Origin of the sequence: Brevundimonas sp., from assembly GCF_041648615.1 — a bacterium.
Lineage (GTDB): Bacteria > Pseudomonadota > Alphaproteobacteria > Caulobacterales > Caulobacteraceae > Brevundimonas.
This window is the reverse complement of sequence record NZ_JBAZOS010000046.1, coordinates 1-17,799: the sequence shown is the minus strand read 5'-3', so window position 1 is coordinate 17,799 and position 17,799 is coordinate 1. Positions and strand designations below refer to the sequence as shown.

The 17,799-nt window shown below is 68.5% G+C and carries 13 protein-coding genes and 1 pseudogene; 7 read left to right on the top strand and 7 right to left on the bottom strand.

Features of this window, described 5'->3' with window-relative positions; genetic code table 11:
* Window positions 1-144 precede the first annotated feature (144 nt).
* From ykgO to WC555_RS13900, 3 genes are all read left to right on the top strand, one after another.
* Entirely contained in the window at window positions 145-270 is a 126-nt protein-coding gene (ykgO, locus tag WC555_RS13910; RefSeq protein ID WP_168044709.1) for a type B 50S ribosomal protein L36, read from the top strand.
* 206 nt (window positions 271-476) lie between these two features.
* Entirely contained in the window at window positions 477-752 is a 276-nt protein-coding gene (locus WC555_RS13905; RefSeq protein WP_292130250.1) for a DUF2312 domain-containing protein, read from the top strand.
* Window positions 753-848: 96 nt separating this feature from the next.
* A complete protein-coding gene (locus tag WC555_RS13900) occupies window positions 849-1,160 on the top strand; it encodes a hypothetical protein (protein WP_373254472.1) in 312 nt (103 codons plus the stop codon).
* A gap of 73 nt (window positions 1,161-1,233) precedes the next feature.
* Here the strand turns inward: WC555_RS13900 and WC555_RS13895 are convergent, their stop codons facing one another.
* The 4 genes from WC555_RS13895 to WC555_RS13880 form a co-directional block, all read right to left on the bottom strand.
* Window positions 1,234-3,984 carry a TonB-dependent receptor gene (locus WC555_RS13895; protein ID WP_373254471.1) on the bottom strand — a complete coding sequence of 917 codons (2,751 nt, stop codon included), beginning with the start codon at window positions 3,982-3,984 and terminating at the stop codon, window positions 1,234-1,236.
* A gap of 214 nt (window positions 3,985-4,198) precedes the next feature.
* Window positions 4,199-5,656 carry a sigma-54-dependent transcriptional regulator gene (locus tag WC555_RS13890; RefSeq protein ID WP_373254469.1) on the bottom strand — a complete coding sequence of 486 codons (1,458 nt, stop codon included), beginning with the start codon at window positions 5,654-5,656 and terminating at the stop codon, window positions 4,199-4,201.
* A gap of 334 nt (window positions 5,657-5,990) precedes the next feature.
* Entirely contained in the window at window positions 5,991-7,157 is a 1,167-nt protein-coding gene (locus WC555_RS13885) for an aspartyl/asparaginyl beta-hydroxylase domain-containing protein (RefSeq protein WP_373254468.1), read from the bottom strand.
* A gap of 87 nt (window positions 7,158-7,244) precedes the next feature.
* A complete protein-coding gene (locus WC555_RS13880) occupies window positions 7,245-9,074 on the bottom strand; it encodes a DUF4153 domain-containing protein (RefSeq protein WP_373254467.1) in 1,830 nt (609 codons plus the stop codon).
* Between the two features lie 365 nt (window positions 9,075-9,439).
* Here WC555_RS13880 and rplJ point away from each other — a divergent pair, with 365 nt between their 5' ends.
* The 3 genes from rplJ (at window position 9,440) to WC555_RS13865 (ending at window position 11,218) form a co-directional block, all read left to right on the top strand.
* Window positions 9,440-9,955, top strand: a complete 516-nt coding sequence (gene rplJ / locus WC555_RS13875; RefSeq protein ID WP_373254474.1) for a 50S ribosomal protein L10 — start codon at window positions 9,440-9,442, stop codon at window positions 9,953-9,955.
* Window positions 9,956-10,021: 66 nt separating this feature from the next.
* On the top strand, window positions 10,022-10,405 hold the full coding sequence (gene rplL / locus WC555_RS13870; protein WP_373254465.1) for a 50S ribosomal protein L7/L12: 384 nt from the start codon (window positions 10,022-10,024) through the stop codon (window positions 10,403-10,405).
* A 135-nt stretch (window positions 10,406-10,540) separates the two neighbouring features.
* Window positions 10,541-11,218, top strand: a complete 678-nt coding sequence (locus WC555_RS13865) for a type 1 glutamine amidotransferase domain-containing protein (protein WP_373254463.1) — start codon at window positions 10,541-10,543, stop codon at window positions 11,216-11,218.
* 34 nt (window positions 11,219-11,252) lie between these two features.
* Here WC555_RS13865 and WC555_RS13860 read toward each other — a convergent pair whose 3' ends face one another.
* The 3 genes from WC555_RS13860 to WC555_RS13850 form a co-directional block, all read right to left on the bottom strand.
* Window positions 11,253-13,217 (bottom strand): M61 family metallopeptidase, encoded by a 1,965-nt coding sequence (locus WC555_RS13860; RefSeq protein ID WP_373254461.1) that lies wholly within the window; start codon window positions 13,215-13,217, stop codon window positions 11,253-11,255.
* A 17-nt stretch (window positions 13,218-13,234) separates the two neighbouring features.
* Entirely contained in the window at window positions 13,235-15,187 is a 1,953-nt protein-coding gene (locus tag WC555_RS13855) for a M61 family metallopeptidase (RefSeq protein WP_373254458.1), read from the bottom strand.
* Between the two features lie 101 nt (window positions 15,188-15,288).
* Window positions 15,289-15,795, bottom strand: a complete 507-nt coding sequence (locus WC555_RS13850; protein WP_373254456.1) for an FKBP-type peptidyl-prolyl cis-trans isomerase — start codon at window positions 15,793-15,795, stop codon at window positions 15,289-15,291.
* Between the two features lie 374 nt (window positions 15,796-16,169).
* Between WC555_RS13850 and WC555_RS13845 the strand changes: the two are divergent.
* Window positions 16,170-17,799, top strand: a pseudogene (locus WC555_RS13845) (DNA-directed RNA polymerase subunit beta); the annotation flags it as partial.

The following is a 17,799-nucleotide window of genomic DNA, read 5'->3' as shown; positions in this document are numbered from 1 at the left end:
TAGGGCGGCGGGACCGGGCGGCGCGTTGTCCCGATCTGGCGTCTCCATCTGGTTGACGAACCGGGGAAGCCTCTCTATACGCACCGCTCCGCCGCAGGTCCGCCTCGCGGCTTTTCTGTTTTGTTTTGCCTCAGGACGACGACCATGAAGGTCCGCAGCTCGCTCAAGTCGCTCAAGGGTCGCCACCGCGACTGCAAGGTCGTTCGCCGCAAGGGCGTCGTCTATGTGATCAACAAGACCGACCCGCGCTTCAAGGCGAAGCAGGGCTGAGTCAGCGCGCTGACGCGGGCGACGCGGTCGCCCGCTGCTTGAGCGCTGAAAAGTTTCAGGGCTGCGGACTTGTCCGCAGCCTTTTTCGCGTCTGCCCCCAGCGATCGTTGAGTCGCGCGGGGCGACGTGGTTAGCGTCCTTCCCACACCCATTTCCGCCCCGGACGGCCGCGCGCCGCGCCGAGGGCCTGTTCCCGGAGTTCTCCCTTGGCCGACGACGCTTCCTTCGATTCCTCGCCCGACGTCCTGACCTCGGCCGCCCAGGGCCGGCTGCGCACCATCATCGAGCGCATCGAGCGGCTGGAAGAGGACAAGGCCGCCGTCATGGCCGACATGAAGGAGGTCTTCCTCGAGGCCAAGGGCGAGGGCTACGACGTCAAGATCCTGCGCAAGGTCATCCGCATCCGCAAACAGGACAAGGCCAAGCGACAGGAAGAGGACGCGATCCTGGACCTGTATCTGGCGGCGCTCGGGGAGATCTGATTTTGAGGGATCAGGGATCAGGGATTAGGGATGAGATGCGGTCGTGCTCGATCATCGACTCATCCCTAATCCCTAATCCCTGATCCCAGTCCCCCCGTGCAGAGAAAACCGCCCTCCAGCCCCTTTGAAGCCCAGCGCAAGGCGGCCCAGAGGGCGGCCCTCAATGCTCTCAGACGCGCCCGCCGCTCGGCAGAGAAGGCGGGCGTTTCGCTGTCTGAATGGGAAGGCGAGTTCATCGACTCGGTCAGCGAACGGGTGAAGACCCATGGCCGCGCCTTCGGCGACCCGGAGCTGGGCGCGCCGGGGCAGGCGCTGTCGGCCCTGCAGGGGCGCAAGCTGAAGGAGATCGCGGCCAAGGCGAAGGGCGAGACGCCGAAGCGGCGTTGGGGGCGGAAGGAGAGGGATTAGGCATCAGGCAACAGGCAACAGGAGGCTTCCGACTCCGGCCCGTCGCTGATGCCTGTTGCCTGTCGCCTGATCCCTAGAACAGGATCTTGCGGAAGGTCAGGCTGATGGTCCGACCCTGCGGGTCGAGGTAGTCGGGCTGGTAGTTCAGCGGGGCGTCGCCGGCGCTGGAGGTGACCTCGAGGCGGCTGTCGAAGATGTTCTGGACGCCGAGGTTGAGGCGCGAGCCCTTGAGCCACGGATATTTGGCCACCCAGCCGGCCTGGCCGCCGAGGTCGATGAAGACGTTCAGATTGAGCGTGGCCAGGTCAGAGAAGGCCAGGTCGGGGCCGGTTCCGCCGTCGACGCGGGTGCCTTCGCGCCAGTTGGCGTTGAGGAAGGCGCCCTTGCCGTTCCTGAAGACGCCGGCCTGGGCCTGGATCTCGTTGCGGGACGTGCCGCCGCGGCTGCCGGTGGCCGAGCCGTCCAGCAGATCGAGAATCGGCAGGCCGTCGGCGATGACGATCTCATCCTGCAGACGGACCGTGTGATAGATCGAGAGGTTGAAACGACCCTGGCCGGGCTGCATGCCGCCGCCGCCGCCGGGGCCGCCGCCCATGCGGACCTGGGTCCCGCCGCCTCCCGGGCGAGGGCCGTCGCCGCCGGGACCGTCGCCGCCCTGACGGATCACCATCGTCGTCGTTCCGCCGGCCGGGGGACGCGCGCCGCCGGGCATGCCGGGCAGGGGCGTCGCGTTCGGATTGGCCTGGCCGAAGGCGCGCGAATAGTTGAAGCCGGTGCGGATGTCCTGACGCTCGAAGCGGTCGAAATTCAGCGGGCGCGCGTCGAAGGAGACCAGATTGCCGCCGGCGTCCCGGACGAAGCGGCCGGGCAGGGCGGCCTCGAGGTCGGGCGTCAGGGTCGGGAAGGCGGCGATGGCGTCTTCCGTCAGGCTGTACGTCCAGGTCGAGCTGAGGCGGAAATCGGTTCCCGACCAGGGCTTGAGCGTGGCTCCCAGCTTCCAGACGGTGCGGTTGTCCGAGTTCAGGTTCGGATTGCCGCCGTCGATGCGGCTGACCAGCACGGTCTGGCCGGTGGCGAAGTCGAACACCGGCGTGTTCGGGGTCGAGATGGTCGGGTCGTTCAGCTGGGAGATCGAGGGGGCGCCGTGCTCGTCGGTGTAGCTGACCAGCAGGGACAGGGGCTCGATCGGCGACCAGTTGACGCCGAAACCGAGGGTGGACAGGCCGCCGAAGTCCGACAGCTCCTCGTAGCCGACGTTGAAATTGGCCGACAGGTCGCCCAGCGCGGGGAAGACGCCGGTGCGGCGGCTGGCGATGGGGATGCCGAAGCTGGCCTGGCCGTTGAAGCGGTCGCGCGACTGGGAGCGCTCGGTGGTCACGCCCGAGCGGACGCTGGTGGAATCCAGCGAGCGGGTGTCGGCGCCGAAGGTGAAGGTCGAGGAGACGCCGCCGGCCGGCAGGTCGAGGACGTCGCCGTTCAGCACCAGCTCGGCGGCGAGGACCTGGGACACGGAGTCGGCGGTGTCGTCGGGCAGGCGGGTGAAGTCGGCGGGGGCCAGGGCGGCGAAGGGATTGGCGGTCGGGTCGTTGGCGGTCAGCCGCGTCTGGAACGGGGTGGTCCCGAAGCCGCGGCCGGTGAGGGTGTCGGTCTCGACCCGGTCGTAGGAGCCCGTCAGGGTCCAGCGCCAGTCCTCGCCGATGTAGCCGTCCAGCACGCCGGCGATCCGGCCCGTCAGGGTGTCGGTCTCGCGGCCGAGGGCGTCGGCGTCGTCGAGGTAGCGATAGACGAGGACGTCGTCGGCGAAGGGCGAGAAGGGGTTGCCGTCCGGCAGGGTCAGGACCACGCCCGGCAGGCCGTTGAAGCTGCGGCTGGAGACGTTCTGCAGGCTGCCGCTGACGGTGCCCTGGGTCGTGCCGTTGATGTCGCGCTTCATGGAGCCGCGCACGGTGCTGCGCTCGCTGGCCGACAGCAGGGTGCGCCAGGCGCCCAGATCGCCGGTGCGGGGGTCGCCCGCCACGCCGGCGAAACTGGCGATGGACGGCGCGCCGCTGACGGGAACCGGATTGACCACGACGGTCGAGCCGACCTGGGCCGAGAGGGCGGGGTCGATCTCGGCGCCGTACGGAACGCCCGAAATGTTGCCGGTCAGGTCGTAGGGCGTCGAGCCGGGATCGCGGACGATGTCGCGCTCGGATTCGTACAGCGGGGTCGAGCGCTCGTATTCAGCGTCCATCGACCAGCGGGTGGCGCCGGCGATGCGCAGGATGTTGCCCTTGACCTCGGCGGTGGAGCGGCCGCCCTGGGTCGGGGCGCGGCCCGTCAGTTCGCCGGTGATGGAGCGGAAATCGGCCTTAAGCACGAAGTTCACCACGCGCTGGTCGGCGCGGTAGCCGTATTCCAGGGCGACTTCCTCGGGCAGGATTTCCATGCGCTCGATGGCTTCGCTCGGAATGCCCATGATCTCCTGGAAGCCGGAGATGCGGCGGCCGTTGACCAGCAACACCGGCTGGCCGTCGGCGCGCCCGCGCGAACTGCGGGTCAGCGGCTCCAGATAGGTCAGCAGTTCGGCGATGTTGGACGCGCCATAGGCCTGGATCTGTTCGGCGGTCAGGGTGACGTCGGGCGGGATGTCGGAATTGACGCTGCCGCGCGGGCGCGAGGTGGTGGTGACCACGGTGCCGAGGTCATAGGCGCTGTCGTCCGCGGCGGCCGGCCGGGTCGCGGCAGGCGGCGTGGCCGGGGGCGTTTGCGGGGCCTGCTGCGGCGGTGCGGCCTGGATCACCCCGGCCATGAGTCCGGACAGGGCGGTGGTGACGAGAAGCATGCGAAAGGCCTTCGGGGAAGAACGACGAAGCTGCAACGTCGCCCGGCAATGTTTCCGTCGCGTTTCAGCCAGGAAACCAAAGGTTGCGGGTGCGCTCAGTTCACCCGTCTTCGGGGTTCGCGCGCCCGCTGGCCAATGAACTTTTGGTCAGACTCCGGGCTTTGCCGGGATGTTGCCGAATTGCGGCGCCCCTGAAGCGAGGGCCGCGGGCTCGCTATCCGGTTTCCCTGAGGCTGCCTTCGAGACCCTGCTCGCGCACCTTGCGGTACAGGGTCGAGCGGCCGATGCCGAGACGGCGGGCGATCTCGGACATATGGCCGGCGTAGACCTCGATGGCGTGCTGGATCAGATCGCGCTCGATCTCCTCGAGGGTGCGCAGGTGGCCGCGGTCGTCGAGAATGCGGATCGGCGTGTCCGGGAGGGGCGGAAGGTCGATCTCGCCCGCCCCGGCCGGGGCCTGGGCGTGATCCGCTTCATCCTCGCGCGTCAGGGGCGCAGCGCGGCCGGAGATGGCGGGGAAGTCGTGCGGCTGCAGGAAGGGGGCGTCGGCCAGGACGATGGCGCGATAGACGGCGTTTTCGAGCTGGCGGACGTTGCCGGGCCAGTCGAAGGCGGTGAGCAGGGCCAGGGTCTCGCCGGAGCAGCCGGCGATCCGCTTGCCCTCCTCGACGTTGAAGCGGGCGACGAAGTGGTCGACCAGGGCGGGGATGTCCTCGCGGCGTTCGCGCAGCGACGGGGCCTCGATGGGGAAGACGTTGAGGCGATAGAACAGGTCCTCGCGGAAGGCGCCTTCGCGCACCTGTTGGGCCGGGTCTCGGTTGGTGGCCGAGACGATGCGGACGTCGACCTTGACGGAGCGTTTGGCGCCGACGGGATCGATCTCGCCTTCCTGCAGCGCGCGCAGCAGCTTGACCTGCATGTCCAGCGGCAGTTCGCCGATCTCGTCGAGGAACAGGGTGCCGCCGTTGGCCTCCATGAATTTGCCCGGGTGTTTGTCGTGGGCGCCGGTGAAGGCCCCCTTCTCGTGCCCGAACAGGATGGATTCGATCAGGTTGGAGGGCAGGGCGCCGCAGTTGACCGCGACGAAGGCCTTTCCCGCCCGGTCCGAGGCGCCGTGCAGGGCGCGGGCGATGACTTCCTTGCCGACGCCGCTTTCGCCGGTGATCAGCACCGGGATCGAGGATTTGGCGGCGCGGGCGCCCAGCGACTTGACCATGCGCATCGGCGCGGACTGGCCGACCAGATCGTCGAAGGAGGTGCGGCCGGCGACGTGCTTCTTCAGGCGGCCGACCTCGGCGGTCAGGCGGGTCATCTGCAGGGCGTTGGAGACGCCGACCAGCAGGCGTTCGGCCGAGACCGGCTTGACGAAGAAGTCCTGGGCGCCCGCCTGCATGGCCTTGACCACGGCGTCCACGCCGCCCGAGGCGGTCAGGACGATGACGGGGGTGGTGACGCCGGCGGTGCGGATCTCGGCCAGGGCCTCCATCCCGCTCATGCCCGGCATGACCATGTCCAGCAGGACGACGTCGGCGCCGCCGCCCTTGGTCAGGCGGTCGATGGCCTCGCCCCCGGATTCGGCATGGACGACGGCATAGCCTTCCCGCTCCAGCACGGCCTGGGCGAGGCGACGCTGGGTCGGGTCGTCATCGACCACGAGAACGGTCTTGGCCATCGAGCGGCGCCCTTCATCATCACGTTGCGGCCGGCCCTCGTCAGGCGGGACTGGCTCATTCCGGGACGTTTTTACGCCCTACAAGGTGAAGATCGGGTTGTGGGGGGTGGTGAGCGGTGGGTTAACGGGGAGAGGGATTAGGGATGAGGGGCTAGGGGCTAGGGGCTAGGGATTAGGGATTAGGGATTAGGGACTAGGGATTAGGGATCGGCTTCGGGCACAGCGTGCCTGCGTTTCGCCAGGTGGCCTGTGTGCCCTGACCCCCTGGTCCCTAATCCCTCATCCCTAATCCCTAATCCCTAATCCCTCATCCCTCATCCCTCATCCCTGATCCCTACGCCTCCGCCGTGAAGCCGCGCTTCGCCTGCATCATGGCCGTGATCAGGGTCTTTTCGCCCTCGGTCAGCCAGGGGTTCCAGATGTCGAAGATCAGGATGACCCGCATCTCGTCGGCGTCGTTCCAGGCCTCGTGGTCGATGGTGTCGTCGAACACCCAGGCCTGACCCATCTTCCAGTCGCGCACCGTATTGCCGACGCGGAAGCGGGCCGGGCCCGGCAGGATCAGCGGCAGGTGGGTCAGCAGCCGGACGTTGGACGAGCCGGTGTGGGCCGGGATGTGGGTGTGGGGCTGCAGCGCCGAGAAGACGGCGGTCGGGGCGAATCCCTCCTGGCGGCACAGGGGCAGGGACTCCAGCAGGGCGGCGGTCCGGGGGCAGCGTTCGCAGACCGCGTCCTGCCGCGCGCCGTCGCGCCACAGCCACAGCGAGCTCCATTTGCGCGAATGGTTCAGCTCGCCCCACTGATTGACCGGGGCCCCCTTCGGATAGGCGATGTAGGGGGCGAATTCGTCGAAGGACGAGGCCAGCAGGGCCTCCAGCTCGGCTTGGATGACCGGCGTGGCGGCTTCCAGCGTCTCGAGCCACGGGAACAGGGCGCGGTCGTAGAAGGGGATCGCCGGCAGGCGGGGATAGTCGAGCAGCAGGGGTTCCTGCTTCGGCGCGGTCTTCAGGCCGGCGTAGATCTCGAGCCCCTCGTCGAACCGGTCCAGGGTCGCGGGGTCGAGGGTGTCGCGAAGGCCGGCGACCTGGCTCTGCATATGGTCGCGCAGGGCCTCGGCGTGCCGGCGTACGACGCCGTCGGCGTGGTCCATCTGGGCGGCCAGAGGGGGCGGGCAGCGGTCCCGGGGCGGAGCGATCTTCAGCGCGTTGCGGTAGACGTCGGCGGCGGCGTGGGCCCGGCCGATCTGCTCCAGCATCGCCGCCTTGGCCAGCAGGGCCGAGAAATCATAGGGCTGCATCGCCAGGGCGTCGTCGAGCACCATCAGGGCGCCGTTGAAGTCGCCGATCAGCCTCAGGGCGACGGCCCTGTTCAGCGCGCCGCTGTGAGTCGGGCCCAGTCGGTCGGCCTGGTCGAGAAGGCCGAGCGCGGATTGAGGGTCACGGCGCGCCAGGGCCTCGGCGGCGCGACGCAGCAACTCGGCCTGTGGTCCGTCATGCGTCACGCGGGGTCCCCCGATCCCGATTTCATGAACTGGATGTAATGTTACGGAGACGGTCCGGGTCAAGAGCGGTTCTTGCGGCGCCGCAAATTAGCGGGACGCGGCGGCGGGACGCTCCGGAGCCGGCTCAGGTTCACCCGGGCATTCCGGTTCGCCTTCCTGATGCCGCAGCCGGACGCCGCCCACCATCAGATCGGGGAACATCGGCGGCGCCGTCTCCAGATCGCTGGCGGCGACGGCCTGGCCGATGTCGAGGGAGTCCGCCTTGCAGCCGGGCGGCGTGTACATGGCCCATTCGAACCAGCGTCCGTCGGTCTCCTGTTTGTAGACCGAAAGCGTCGCCCGGCCGGCGATCAGGACCTCCGGAGCGCCATCCCGGTCGAGGTCCGTCAGTCTGGCCATGCAGGGGTGTTCGCCGTCGCAATGGCCGAGTCCCTCGGCGAGACGGCCATATTGCCCGGTGAAGGATCCTGGAAGGATGACGCCTGACGGCCAGGTCTGGATGCGGATGCCCGCGGCTGTCGGAGCAGGCCTGGGTCGAAGCCGTTCGTACCGCTCGGCGGTCGTCGCGGCGCGCGCCCGGGTGGCGATCTCCGGATTGTCGGACCGGGCGAGCCGGGCCAGCGCCGCCTGTCCCGCCTTGCCGCTCTCGAAGCGGAGGAAGCGGTAGTCGAACCTGTCCGGCGTCACCGCGCCGCGCTGCAGCCGGGCGACCTGATCGGTCACGGAGAGCCGGGCGGGGTCGAGCAGCGGGCTGAACAGGGCCAGGATGACGGCGACGGTCAGGATGGCGGTCCAGACGTTCGTGCGTTCCAGCGGCCGCATCCAGTCGTCCTTGCGCCAGAAGGGACTGAGGGCGGCCCAGCCGTAGCCGAGGGCGTAGGCGGCGCCGACGAGGACGCAGGCGGCGGCGATGATGCGGTCGGGGGTCAGGCCGTACTGGCCGATGCGCAGCGACAGGCCCCAGAGGGCGATCACGACAAGCGGGGTGATCAGGACGGCGGCGACGCGGACGGCGATGCGCAGGACCAGCGGCGGCAGATTGTCGGGGCGGCCGTCCTGATAGGCCGTGTTGATGAGGATGATCAGGGCGGCGGCGGCGGCCAGCACGAGGGACGTCGCGCTGCCGGTCTCCCACAGCCCGTCCAGGCCGGTGAAGGGCAGGGCCGCGAGGAAGCCGGCGGCGAGGACTGTCATGACCAGCAGCAGCCAGGACAGCAGCATCAGGGCCACGGTGCGGACTCCCCGGATCAGGCCGTCGCGCACGTCGGTCAGGTGCACGGCGACGGCGAAGACGACGAAGGTGACCGGGATCGAGAACCAGTCCTTGCGCAGAAGGTCCTCGAGGAAGTCGAGGCCGATGACCTTGAACAGGGCCGCGCCGAGATGGAGCAGGATCCAGAAGGCGCCGGTGAAGCCGATCGACATGGCCAGCTGGACCCCGGCCTTCCAGGTGGTGTCGAAATAGGCCGGGAAGCTTGCGATACGGCGGCGCTCGAGATCGGCGGGGGCGACCAGATGGTGGCTGATGAACAGGGCGGCGGCCGCGAACAGGATCACGGGCGCGGACAGGAAGGGCGAATGGCGCAGGGTCTCCGCGCTCTGGCGGGCGATGTCCTGCAGGCCCAGCAGGGCCAGGGCGACGCCGGCGACGACGGTCCAGATCGCCAGGGTGACGGGGCGCAGGCGGCCGACGCCGGCCAGCAGCACCAGCGGCAGGAAGGCGACGACCAGCAGAAGGGGACCGAACACCAGGGGGTTGGTCGCGGGCCAGGTCATGAGGTCGTTGTCGGCGCTGCGGTGCAGCCCGTAGAGGCCGAGCCCCTGCAACAGGCCGATGCCCAGCCGGATCGGGCCCAGCACGGGCGACGCGGCGCCGCCCAGGCTGTTCCGGCCGGTCGCCTCGATGGTCTCGGTCATGGTCGCTTCCCCTCGAAGCGGGGATGTGACCCCGTTTCAGCCCGCCTGCATAGTGCCCGCTTGAGTTCTGCGCGGGTGCGTGTATAGAGCGCGCCTTCTCCGTCGCAGCTTTTTCGCCGCGGCGGTCCTGTCCGAGAACTTCGGGGTCTGGGGGTCACCCGGGCCGTAAATGTCAGAGAGCCCTCTGACGCCGTGGGGAGATGGGGATGCAGACGGCCATCGTCGACCCGGTATCCGGGCCGTACGAGGTTCGAGCCTCCTTCGGACATTACGACCGGCCTGAACGCTTCGCAGCGATGCGGCGCGCTTTGGCCAATCCGTCGTCGGGAATAAGCCCGGCGGCGAATACCAGACTGGAGACCGCAATGGACCGCGCTCAAAAAGCCGAGTCGATCGAGACGCTCAAGGGCGTCTTCGCCGACGCGGGCGCCGTGGTCGTGACCCACAACCTGGGTCTGACCGTTGCGGATATGGAAGACCTGCGTGGACGCCTGCGTACTGCCGGCGGCACGTTCAAGGTGGTCAAGAACCGCCTGGCGCTCAAGGCGCTGGATGCCGCCGAAGGCAGCGACTACCACGGCCTGTTCAAGGGTCCCGTGGGCATCGCCTATGCCGACGACGCGGTGACGGCCGCCAAGATCACCGCTGAATACGCCAAGGCCAACGACAAGTTCGTCGTTCTGGGCGGCTTCATGGGTGAGAAGGTTCTGGACGCGAAGGGCGTGGAGGTTCTCTCCAAACTGCCGTCGCTGGATCAGATCCGCGCTTCGCTGCTCGGCCTGCTCAATGCGCCCGCGACCAAGATCGCCGGCGTCGTGCAAGCCCCGGCTTCCCAACTGGCCCGCGTGTTCAGCGCGTACGCCTCGAAGGACGCCGCGTAAGCGGAACCGCCTCTTTCATCTCTGCAAAACTCTCTCTGACAACCACTCCTCCGAAGGAAAACTCACATGGCCGATCTCGCCAAAATCGTTGAAGACCTGTCGAAACTGACCGTTCTGGAAGCCGCCGAACTGTCCAAGCTGCTGGAAGAAAAGTGGGGCGTCAGCGCCGCTGCTCCGGTCGCCATGGCCATGCCCGCCGGCGGCGCCGCCGCTCCGGCCGAAGCTGCTGAAGAGCAGACCGAGTTCACCGTCGTCCTGCTGGACGGCGGCGACAAGAAGATCAACGTCATCAAGGAAGTCCGTGGCGTGCGTTCGGACCTGGGTCTGAAGGAAGCCAAGGACCTGGTCGAAGGCGCTCCGCAGAACGTCGTCGAGAACGTCTCCAAGCAGAACGCCGACGAAGTCGCCAAGAAGCTGACGGAAGCCGGCGCCAAGGTCCAGATCAAGTAGGATCGACCAAGGCATCGGGCGCTTCGGCGTCCGGAAATCGCAGGCCCGAAGGGAAACCTTCGGGCCTGTTTTCGTTTCGGCGGTGGCCGGGCGGGTTCGCCGCATCCGCGCCCCCCGATCCCGAAAGGCCTGCCCATGAAAATCCTGATGGTCCTGACGTCCCACGACGCCCTTGGCGACACCGGCAGGAAGACCGGCTTCTGGCTGGAGGAGTTCGCCGCCCCCTATTATGTGCTGAAGGACGCCGGGGCCGACATCACCCTGGCCTCGCCCAGGGGCGGTCAGCCGCCGCTGGATCCCAAGAGCGACGAGCCCGACGCCCAGACGGACGCCACGCGGCGCTTCAAGGACGACGCGGCCGCCAAGGCGGCGCTGGCCTCGACCCGGCCGCTGTCAGAGGTGTCGGCGGACGATTTTGACGCCGTCTTCTATCCGGGCGGGCACGGCCCGCTGTGGGACCTGGCGGAAGACCCCGTCTCGATCGCGCTGATCGAGGCCTTCGCCAGGGCCGACAAGCCCGTCGGCGCGGTCTGCCACGCCCCGGCGGCGCTGCGCCATGTGAAGGGCCCCGACGGCGAATTCCTGGTGAAGGGCCGCAAGGTCACGGGCTTCACCAACGGCGAGGAAGAGGGCGTCGGCCTGACCGAAGTCGTGCCCTTCCTCGTCGAGGACATGCTGACGGCCAATGGCGGTCTGTACTCGAAGGGGGCGGACTGGGGCGTGCATGTCCTGACCGACGGCAAGCTGGTCACCGGCCAGAACCCGGCCTCTTCGGAGGGCGCGGCGGAGGCCCTGCTGGCCTTGCTGAAGTAGAGGCGGCGGAGGGGGGGCGGCCCCCCTCCGGGTCTCAGCGCCGTCGCGGCGCGAAGATGTCGGCCAGACGGTCGCGGGTTCCCTCGACGCGCTCGAGACGCGGATAGCGCAGGCCGTCGTGGTAGGCGAAGGACAGGGTGCGGAACTCGTCGCCGCGTTTGACCACGAGGATGATGGGGTCCGACCCGCCTTTCGCCGCGGTGACGGCGTCGCGCAGGGCCTCGGCCGAGGCGGTGCGGTCGCCGACGGCGACCAGGTCCCAGCCCGCGCCGAGCCCCTGTTCGAAGGCGGGGCCGCCCCAGCGCACGCCGGTGATGCGGTTGGCCGCGTTCAGGCTGAAGCCCAGCGAATACTGGAAGTCCGTGGCCCAGCCGGACTGGATGCGCTTCTCGACCGGCGTCAGGGCGTCGACGTACGTCAGGCGCCAGCCGGCGCGGGCGAGGCCGTCGAGCGGGGCCTTCGCGTCCGGCCCGACGGCGTCGAGACGCGCGCGCAGGAAGGTCGCCCAGTCGTGCGGGTGGACCGCGTTCAGGGCCGCGACGACGTCGTCGAAGGTGTAGGGTTTGGCCTCCCAGACGCCGTCGTCGACGCCGAAGAAGCCCTTGGCGAAATCGTCGAGGGATTTGCGCTCGCCGGTCGCCTCGCGGATCAGGGTGTCGGCGTCGAGCCAGATCAGCAGGGCCTCGCGGTAATAGTCGCCGGTGCCGCGCATCCACGACGGCCATGGATTGCTGGTGCGGTAGCCGAGCAGGTTGTGGTTGGTGACATCCTGCAGGGCGCGCCATTCGCGGCCGGGCTGCTGGTCGTAGAAGCCGGCGATCTCGGCGAGATTGGCGATGGCCTCGTCCTTCGAGACCAGGCCGGAGCGGGCGCCGAGGACATCGCCCCAGTATTCGGTCTGGCCCTCATAGACCCACATCAGGCTGTTCTGCGTCGGCACGTTGAAGTTCGGGACGTATTCGTCTGACGGACGACGGAATTTTCCGTTCCAGCTATGGGTGAACTCGTGCGGCAGCAGGGTGCGGGCGCCGTAGTCGGGCGTGGTGGAGGCGGTGAAGAAGGTGGGGCTGGCGGTGTTCTCGGACGAGCGGTGATGCTCGAGGCCGATGCCGCCCATCTTCGAGGTCAGGCCCAGCAGGAATTCGTAGTGGTCGAAATGACGGGCGCCGAACAGCCGGTCGGCCTGGTCGACCAGCGAGCGGTATTCCTCGATGCGCGCGTCCGGCGCGGCCAGGGAGGCGGCGGTGTCGCCGACGAGGTGCAGATTGACGGGCGACCGACCGCCGGGGTCGAGGTCGATGCGGCGGTAGTGGAGCCCCGCGAACATGGGGCTGTCGGCCAGATGCTCGAGCGAGAGGGGGGCGAAGGTCGCGACGTCGCCCTCGCGGCCGGTGGTGGTCAGGGCGACGCCGTAGTTCCAGCCCTCGGGCAGCTTGACCGAGGGGGCGAAGGTGATGCGGTCGTGGCTGTAGCCCGCCGGATAGAGCAGGGCCTTCTCCCACTGGAGATTGACCATCTCGGGCGTCATGACCACCCGCCAGGTGGCGTTGTCGGGCTGGGTCAGCCATTCGAAGGCGACCTGGATCTCGCTGACGCCGGCGGGGATGTCGAGGTGGAAGGCGTGGGGGTCGACGGTGTCGCGTAGCCATTCGATCCGCTGACCATCGCCCGTGACCGTCAGGCCCGAGATCAGCTGGATCGGGCCGGTGTCGGCGTGGTTGCCGGGGATGAATTTCGGATACTGCAGCACGAGGTGGCCGGCCGAGACGGGGACCGTCTGGCGCACCCGGATGACCTTGTGGTCGAGGTCGGTCAGGTCGGCCTGGATGCCGATGACGCCGGGATAGTCACGGTCCTGCGGCGCCGGGATGGGGGGCAGGGCGCGCGGCAGGCTGGTCGGGGCGGGCAGGGGCGTCTGGGCCTGCGAGGCCGGGACCTGGGCCAGGGCGGGCAGGGCGGCCGAGGTCAGCAGCAGGGCGAGGGCGGCGGTGCGGATCATCGTCTTGTCCCTCACGATCAACGGCGCCGCGGGGACAGGATGTCGCCGAGGCGGTCGGGGGTTCCCGCGATCCGCTCGAGGTGCGGGTAGCGCAGGCCGTCGTGGTAGGCGAAGGCGATGGTGCGGAAGCGGTCGCCCTTTTTGAGCATCATCTCGATCGGGGTCGTATTGCCTTTCGAGGCCGTGATGGCTTCCGAGATCGCGTCGGCGCTGGCCGCGCGGCCGTTGACGGCGACGACCTCCCAGCCCGAGGTCAGGCCGGCCTCGAAGGCGGGCGAGCCCCAGCGGACGGCGGTGACGCGGTTGGTCGCATTCAGGCTGAGGCCCAGGGAATACTGGAAGTCGACGCGGCCCAGCTCCTTGTTCAGGGCCTTTGAATAGTCGTTGGGCGTCTCGCGCCAGACGAGGCGGTAGCCGCCGCGCTCGATGCCGGCGTTCGGGGTCGGGGCGTTCGCACCGACGGCGTCGAGGCGGGTGCGCAGGAAGGCCGCCCAGTCGTTGGTCTGGACGCCGTTCAGGGTCGAGGTCACGTCAGCGAAGGTATAGGGCGCGGGGTCCCAGCTGCCGTCCTGAACGCCGAAGAAGGCTTTCGCGAAGTCGTCCAGCGACTTGCGGCCGTCGGTCTGCTCGCGGATCAGGGTGTCGGCGTCGAGCCAGATCATGGCGCCTTCGCGATAATAGTCCTCGCCGCGCTGGAAGCTGCCCCACGGCTGGGGCCGGCGCTGGGCGATGATCGGGTCGTTGGTGGTGTCCTGCATGGCGCGCCACGCGCGGCCGGGGTTGTCGGCGGCGTAGGTGGCGGCGGTGTTGGCGAACACGTCCAGGGCCTGCTGCTTCGTCATCAGTCCGGCGCGGGCGGTCAGGATCAGGCCCCAGTACTGGGTCTGGCCCTCATAAACCCAGAGCAGGGAGTTCTGCAGCGGCTCGTTGAGGGTCGGGGTCAGCTGGTCGGCCGGCCGACGCCATTTGCCGTTCCAGGAGTGGGTGTATTCGTGACCCAGCAGGTCGCGGTCCGCCAAGGTCGAGGTCGGGTCGGTGAAATAGTCGGTGTCGACGCTGTTCTCGGACGAGCGGTGATGCTCGAGACCGATGCCGCCGAGGTCGTCGCTGACGGCCAGCAGGAAGTCGTAGTGGTTGTAGTGGCGGGCGCCGTAGAGGCGGTCGGCCTGATCGACCAGATTGCGGTGCAGCTCGATGTGCTCGTCCGTGGCGGCCAGCATCTTCGCGTCGTCGGCGACGATGTTGAGGCGCACCGGCGAACGGCCGCCCGGATCGAGGTCGATCTGGCGATAGTGGGCCCCGGCGAACAGCGGGCTGTCGGCGAAATGCTCGAGGGTGATCGGGGCGAAGGCCGCCACGCCGTTCTGGAACGAGCGGGTGTCCAGCGCCGTGCCGTACTGCCAGCCGGCGGGCAGGCGCAGGGTCGGCTGGAAGGTGATCTGCCGCGAATAATAGCCGGCGGGGTAGAGGAGGGCCTTCTCCCACTGGATGTTCAGCATCTCGTCGGTGATGACGATGCGGCCCTGGGAGCCGTCGATCGGGGTCAGCCATTTGAACGAGACGTCGACCGCGGTCGCGCCGGCCGGGACCTCGACCTCGTAGGCGTTGGTGTTGACGGTGTTGCGGACCCAGCGCAGCGGCTGGCCGTTGGCGCTGATGCGCAGGTCGCCGAGGTCGTCGACCGGGCCGACGGGGCCGTGGTTGCCGGGGATCCACTGCGGATAGAGCAGGATCAGCGGGCCGGGGCCGGCGACGGGAATGGTCTGTTTCACCGAAACGATGCGCCGGTCGATGTCGGTCGCGTCCATGTCGAGGGTGATCACCCCCGGGTAGGCCACGTCCCGGGGCGCGGGGATGGGGGCGAGGACGCGGTCGAGGGCGGGCGTTCCGACCTGGGCCAGCCCGGGCGCGGCCCCGAACAGAAGGACGGCGGCACAGGCGGAGGCGAGCAGGCGGGCGGCAGGCTTCATCGGACACTCTCGGACGAGGGGAGGTGCAGATCACGCCGCGCGCGGGCGGGGGTCAAGCGGGACAGGACCGCCGCGCATTACAACGCCGTCATGTTGGGGGTTCAGCCCGCCGGCTTCACCTCAAGCAGTTCCACCGTGAACAGCAGGGTCGAGTTGGGCGGCAGTTCGTCGCCGCCGACCCAGCGTTCGCCGTAGCCGAGCGAGGCGGGGATGACGAATTCGAAGGTTTCGCCCTCGCGCATCAGGGCGACGCCCTCGGTCCATCCCTTGATGACCCGGTTGAGCGGGAATTCGGCCGGTTCGTTGCGGCTGTAGGAGCTGTCGAACTCGCGGCCGTCGACGAAGGTCCCGCGATAGTGGACCTTGACCGTGTCCGAGCCCGAGGGCTGGCGGCCCTCCGGACGGGCGCGGCCGACGCGGCGGTATTGCAGGCCCGATTCGGTGGTGGTCCAGCCGCGGCGCGCGCCGTTGAGGATCAGATATTGGGCATTGCCGGCGGCCCAGCCCTCGGCCGTGCCGGTTCCGGGCGTCGCGGCGACCGGAGGCGGCGGGGCGCCGGCGCAGGCGGCGAGGGACAGGGCGGCGGCGGCGATCAGGAGGTGTTTCATGCGAGGACGCTATTTTCCCGCCCGCAGCAAAGCAATGGGGCGCCCGACAGCGTCGCCGGGACGGTCCCGTGCTCCGTCGCCGCGCACGGGTCAGGAAAGATCAGCAGGGGCCTTTATTTCGTCGAAGAAGCGAGTATATGTGCCGGTCCCGCAGACACCCCCCGTATGCGCGCGAAAGCGCCGAGGCCCGGTCCGTCGCCCTCCGACCGAGCGAAGGCGTGCTCCTCCCCAAGGGAGCTCTACATTTCAGGCGTCCTGGAGCCGAAAGGCCCGAGGGTGGACGCCGAAACCGATGGCTGCGGGTCGCCCGAGAGGCGGACCCGTGGCTGCTGCATTGAACGCGGCCTGCCCGGGCCGCGCATTGGGAAGACAGAATGGCCAAGTCCAAAGCCGAAGTCGCCGTCGCCAACGGCCAGTTCGCACACGCCACCACCTTCACCGGCAAGAAGCGCATCCGCCACTCGTTCGGCCGGATCCCCGAAGCGGTGCAGATGCCGAACCTGATCGAGGTTCAGCGCGCCTCCTACGAGCAGTTCCTGCAGCGCGAAGTGCGCAGCGGTCCGCGCAAGGACCAGGGCATCGAGGCGGTCTTCAAGTCGGTCTTCCCGATCAAGGACTTCAACGAACGCGCCATCCTGGAATACGTCTCCTACGAGTTCGAGGACCCGAAGTACGACGTCGAGGAATGCATCCAGCGCGACATGACCTATGCCGCGCCGCTGAAGGTCAAGCTGCGCCTGATCGTGTTCGAGGCGGATGAAGAGACCGGCGCGCGCTCGGTCAAGGACATCAAGGAGCAGGACGTCTACATGGGCGACATCCCGCTCATGACCGACAAGGGCACCTTCGTCGTCAACGGCACCGAGCGGGTCATCGTCTCGCAGATGCACCGTTCGCCGGGCGTCTTCTTCGACCACGACAAGGGCAAGACGCACAGCTCGGGCAAGCTGCTGTTCGCCGCCCGCGTGATCCCGTACCGCGGTTCGTGGCTGGACTTCGAGTTCGACGCCAAGGATGTGGTCTACACTCGCATCGACCGTCGCCGTAAGCTGCCGGCCTCGACCTTCCTGATGGCCCTGGGCATGGACGGCGAGGAGATCCTCAAGACCTTCTACGAGACCGTCCCCTACGAGAAGCGCGGCGAAGGCTGGGTCACGCCGTACAAGGCCGAGCGCTGGCGCGGGGTGAAGCCGGAGTTCGACCTGGTCGACGCCGACACCGGTGAAGTCATCGCGCCCGCCGGCGCCAAGATCAGCGCCCGCCAGGCCAAGAAGCTGGGCGACACGACCACGTCGCTGTCGCTGGCCGCCGACGCCCTGCTGACCAAGTACCTGGCCGCCGACGCCGTCAACTACGAGACCGGCGAGATCTACGCCGAGGCCGGCGACGAGCTGGACGCCCCGACGATCGAACTGCTGGAAGGCTTCGGCTTCACCACCATCGACGTGCTGGACATCGACCACGTCACGGTCGGCGCCTACATGCGCAACACCCTGCGCATCGACAAGAACACCGGCCGCGAGGACGCGCTGTTCGACGTCTACCGCGTGATGCGCCCGGGCGAGCCGCCGACCCCGGAAGCCGCCGAAGCCATGTTCAACTCGCTGTTCTTCGACAGCGAGCGCTATGACCTGTCGGCCGTCGGCCGGGTCAAGATGAACATGCGTCTGGAAACCCCGGACGTGTCGGATGAAATCCGCGTGCTGCGCAAGGACGACGTCCTGCGCGTGCTGCAGATCCTCGTCGGCCTGAAGGACGGCGTGGGCGAGATCGACGACATCGACAACCTGGGCAACCGCCGGGTCCGTTCGGTCGGCGAGCTGCTGGAGAACCAGTACCGCGTCGGCCTGCTGCGGATGGAGCGCGCCATCAAGGAGCGCATGTCCTCGGTCGATATCGACACGGTGATGCCGCACGACCTGATCAACGCCAAGCCGGCCGCCGCGGCCGTGCGCGAGTTCTTCGGGTCGTCGCAGCTGTCGCAGTTCATGGACCAGACCAACC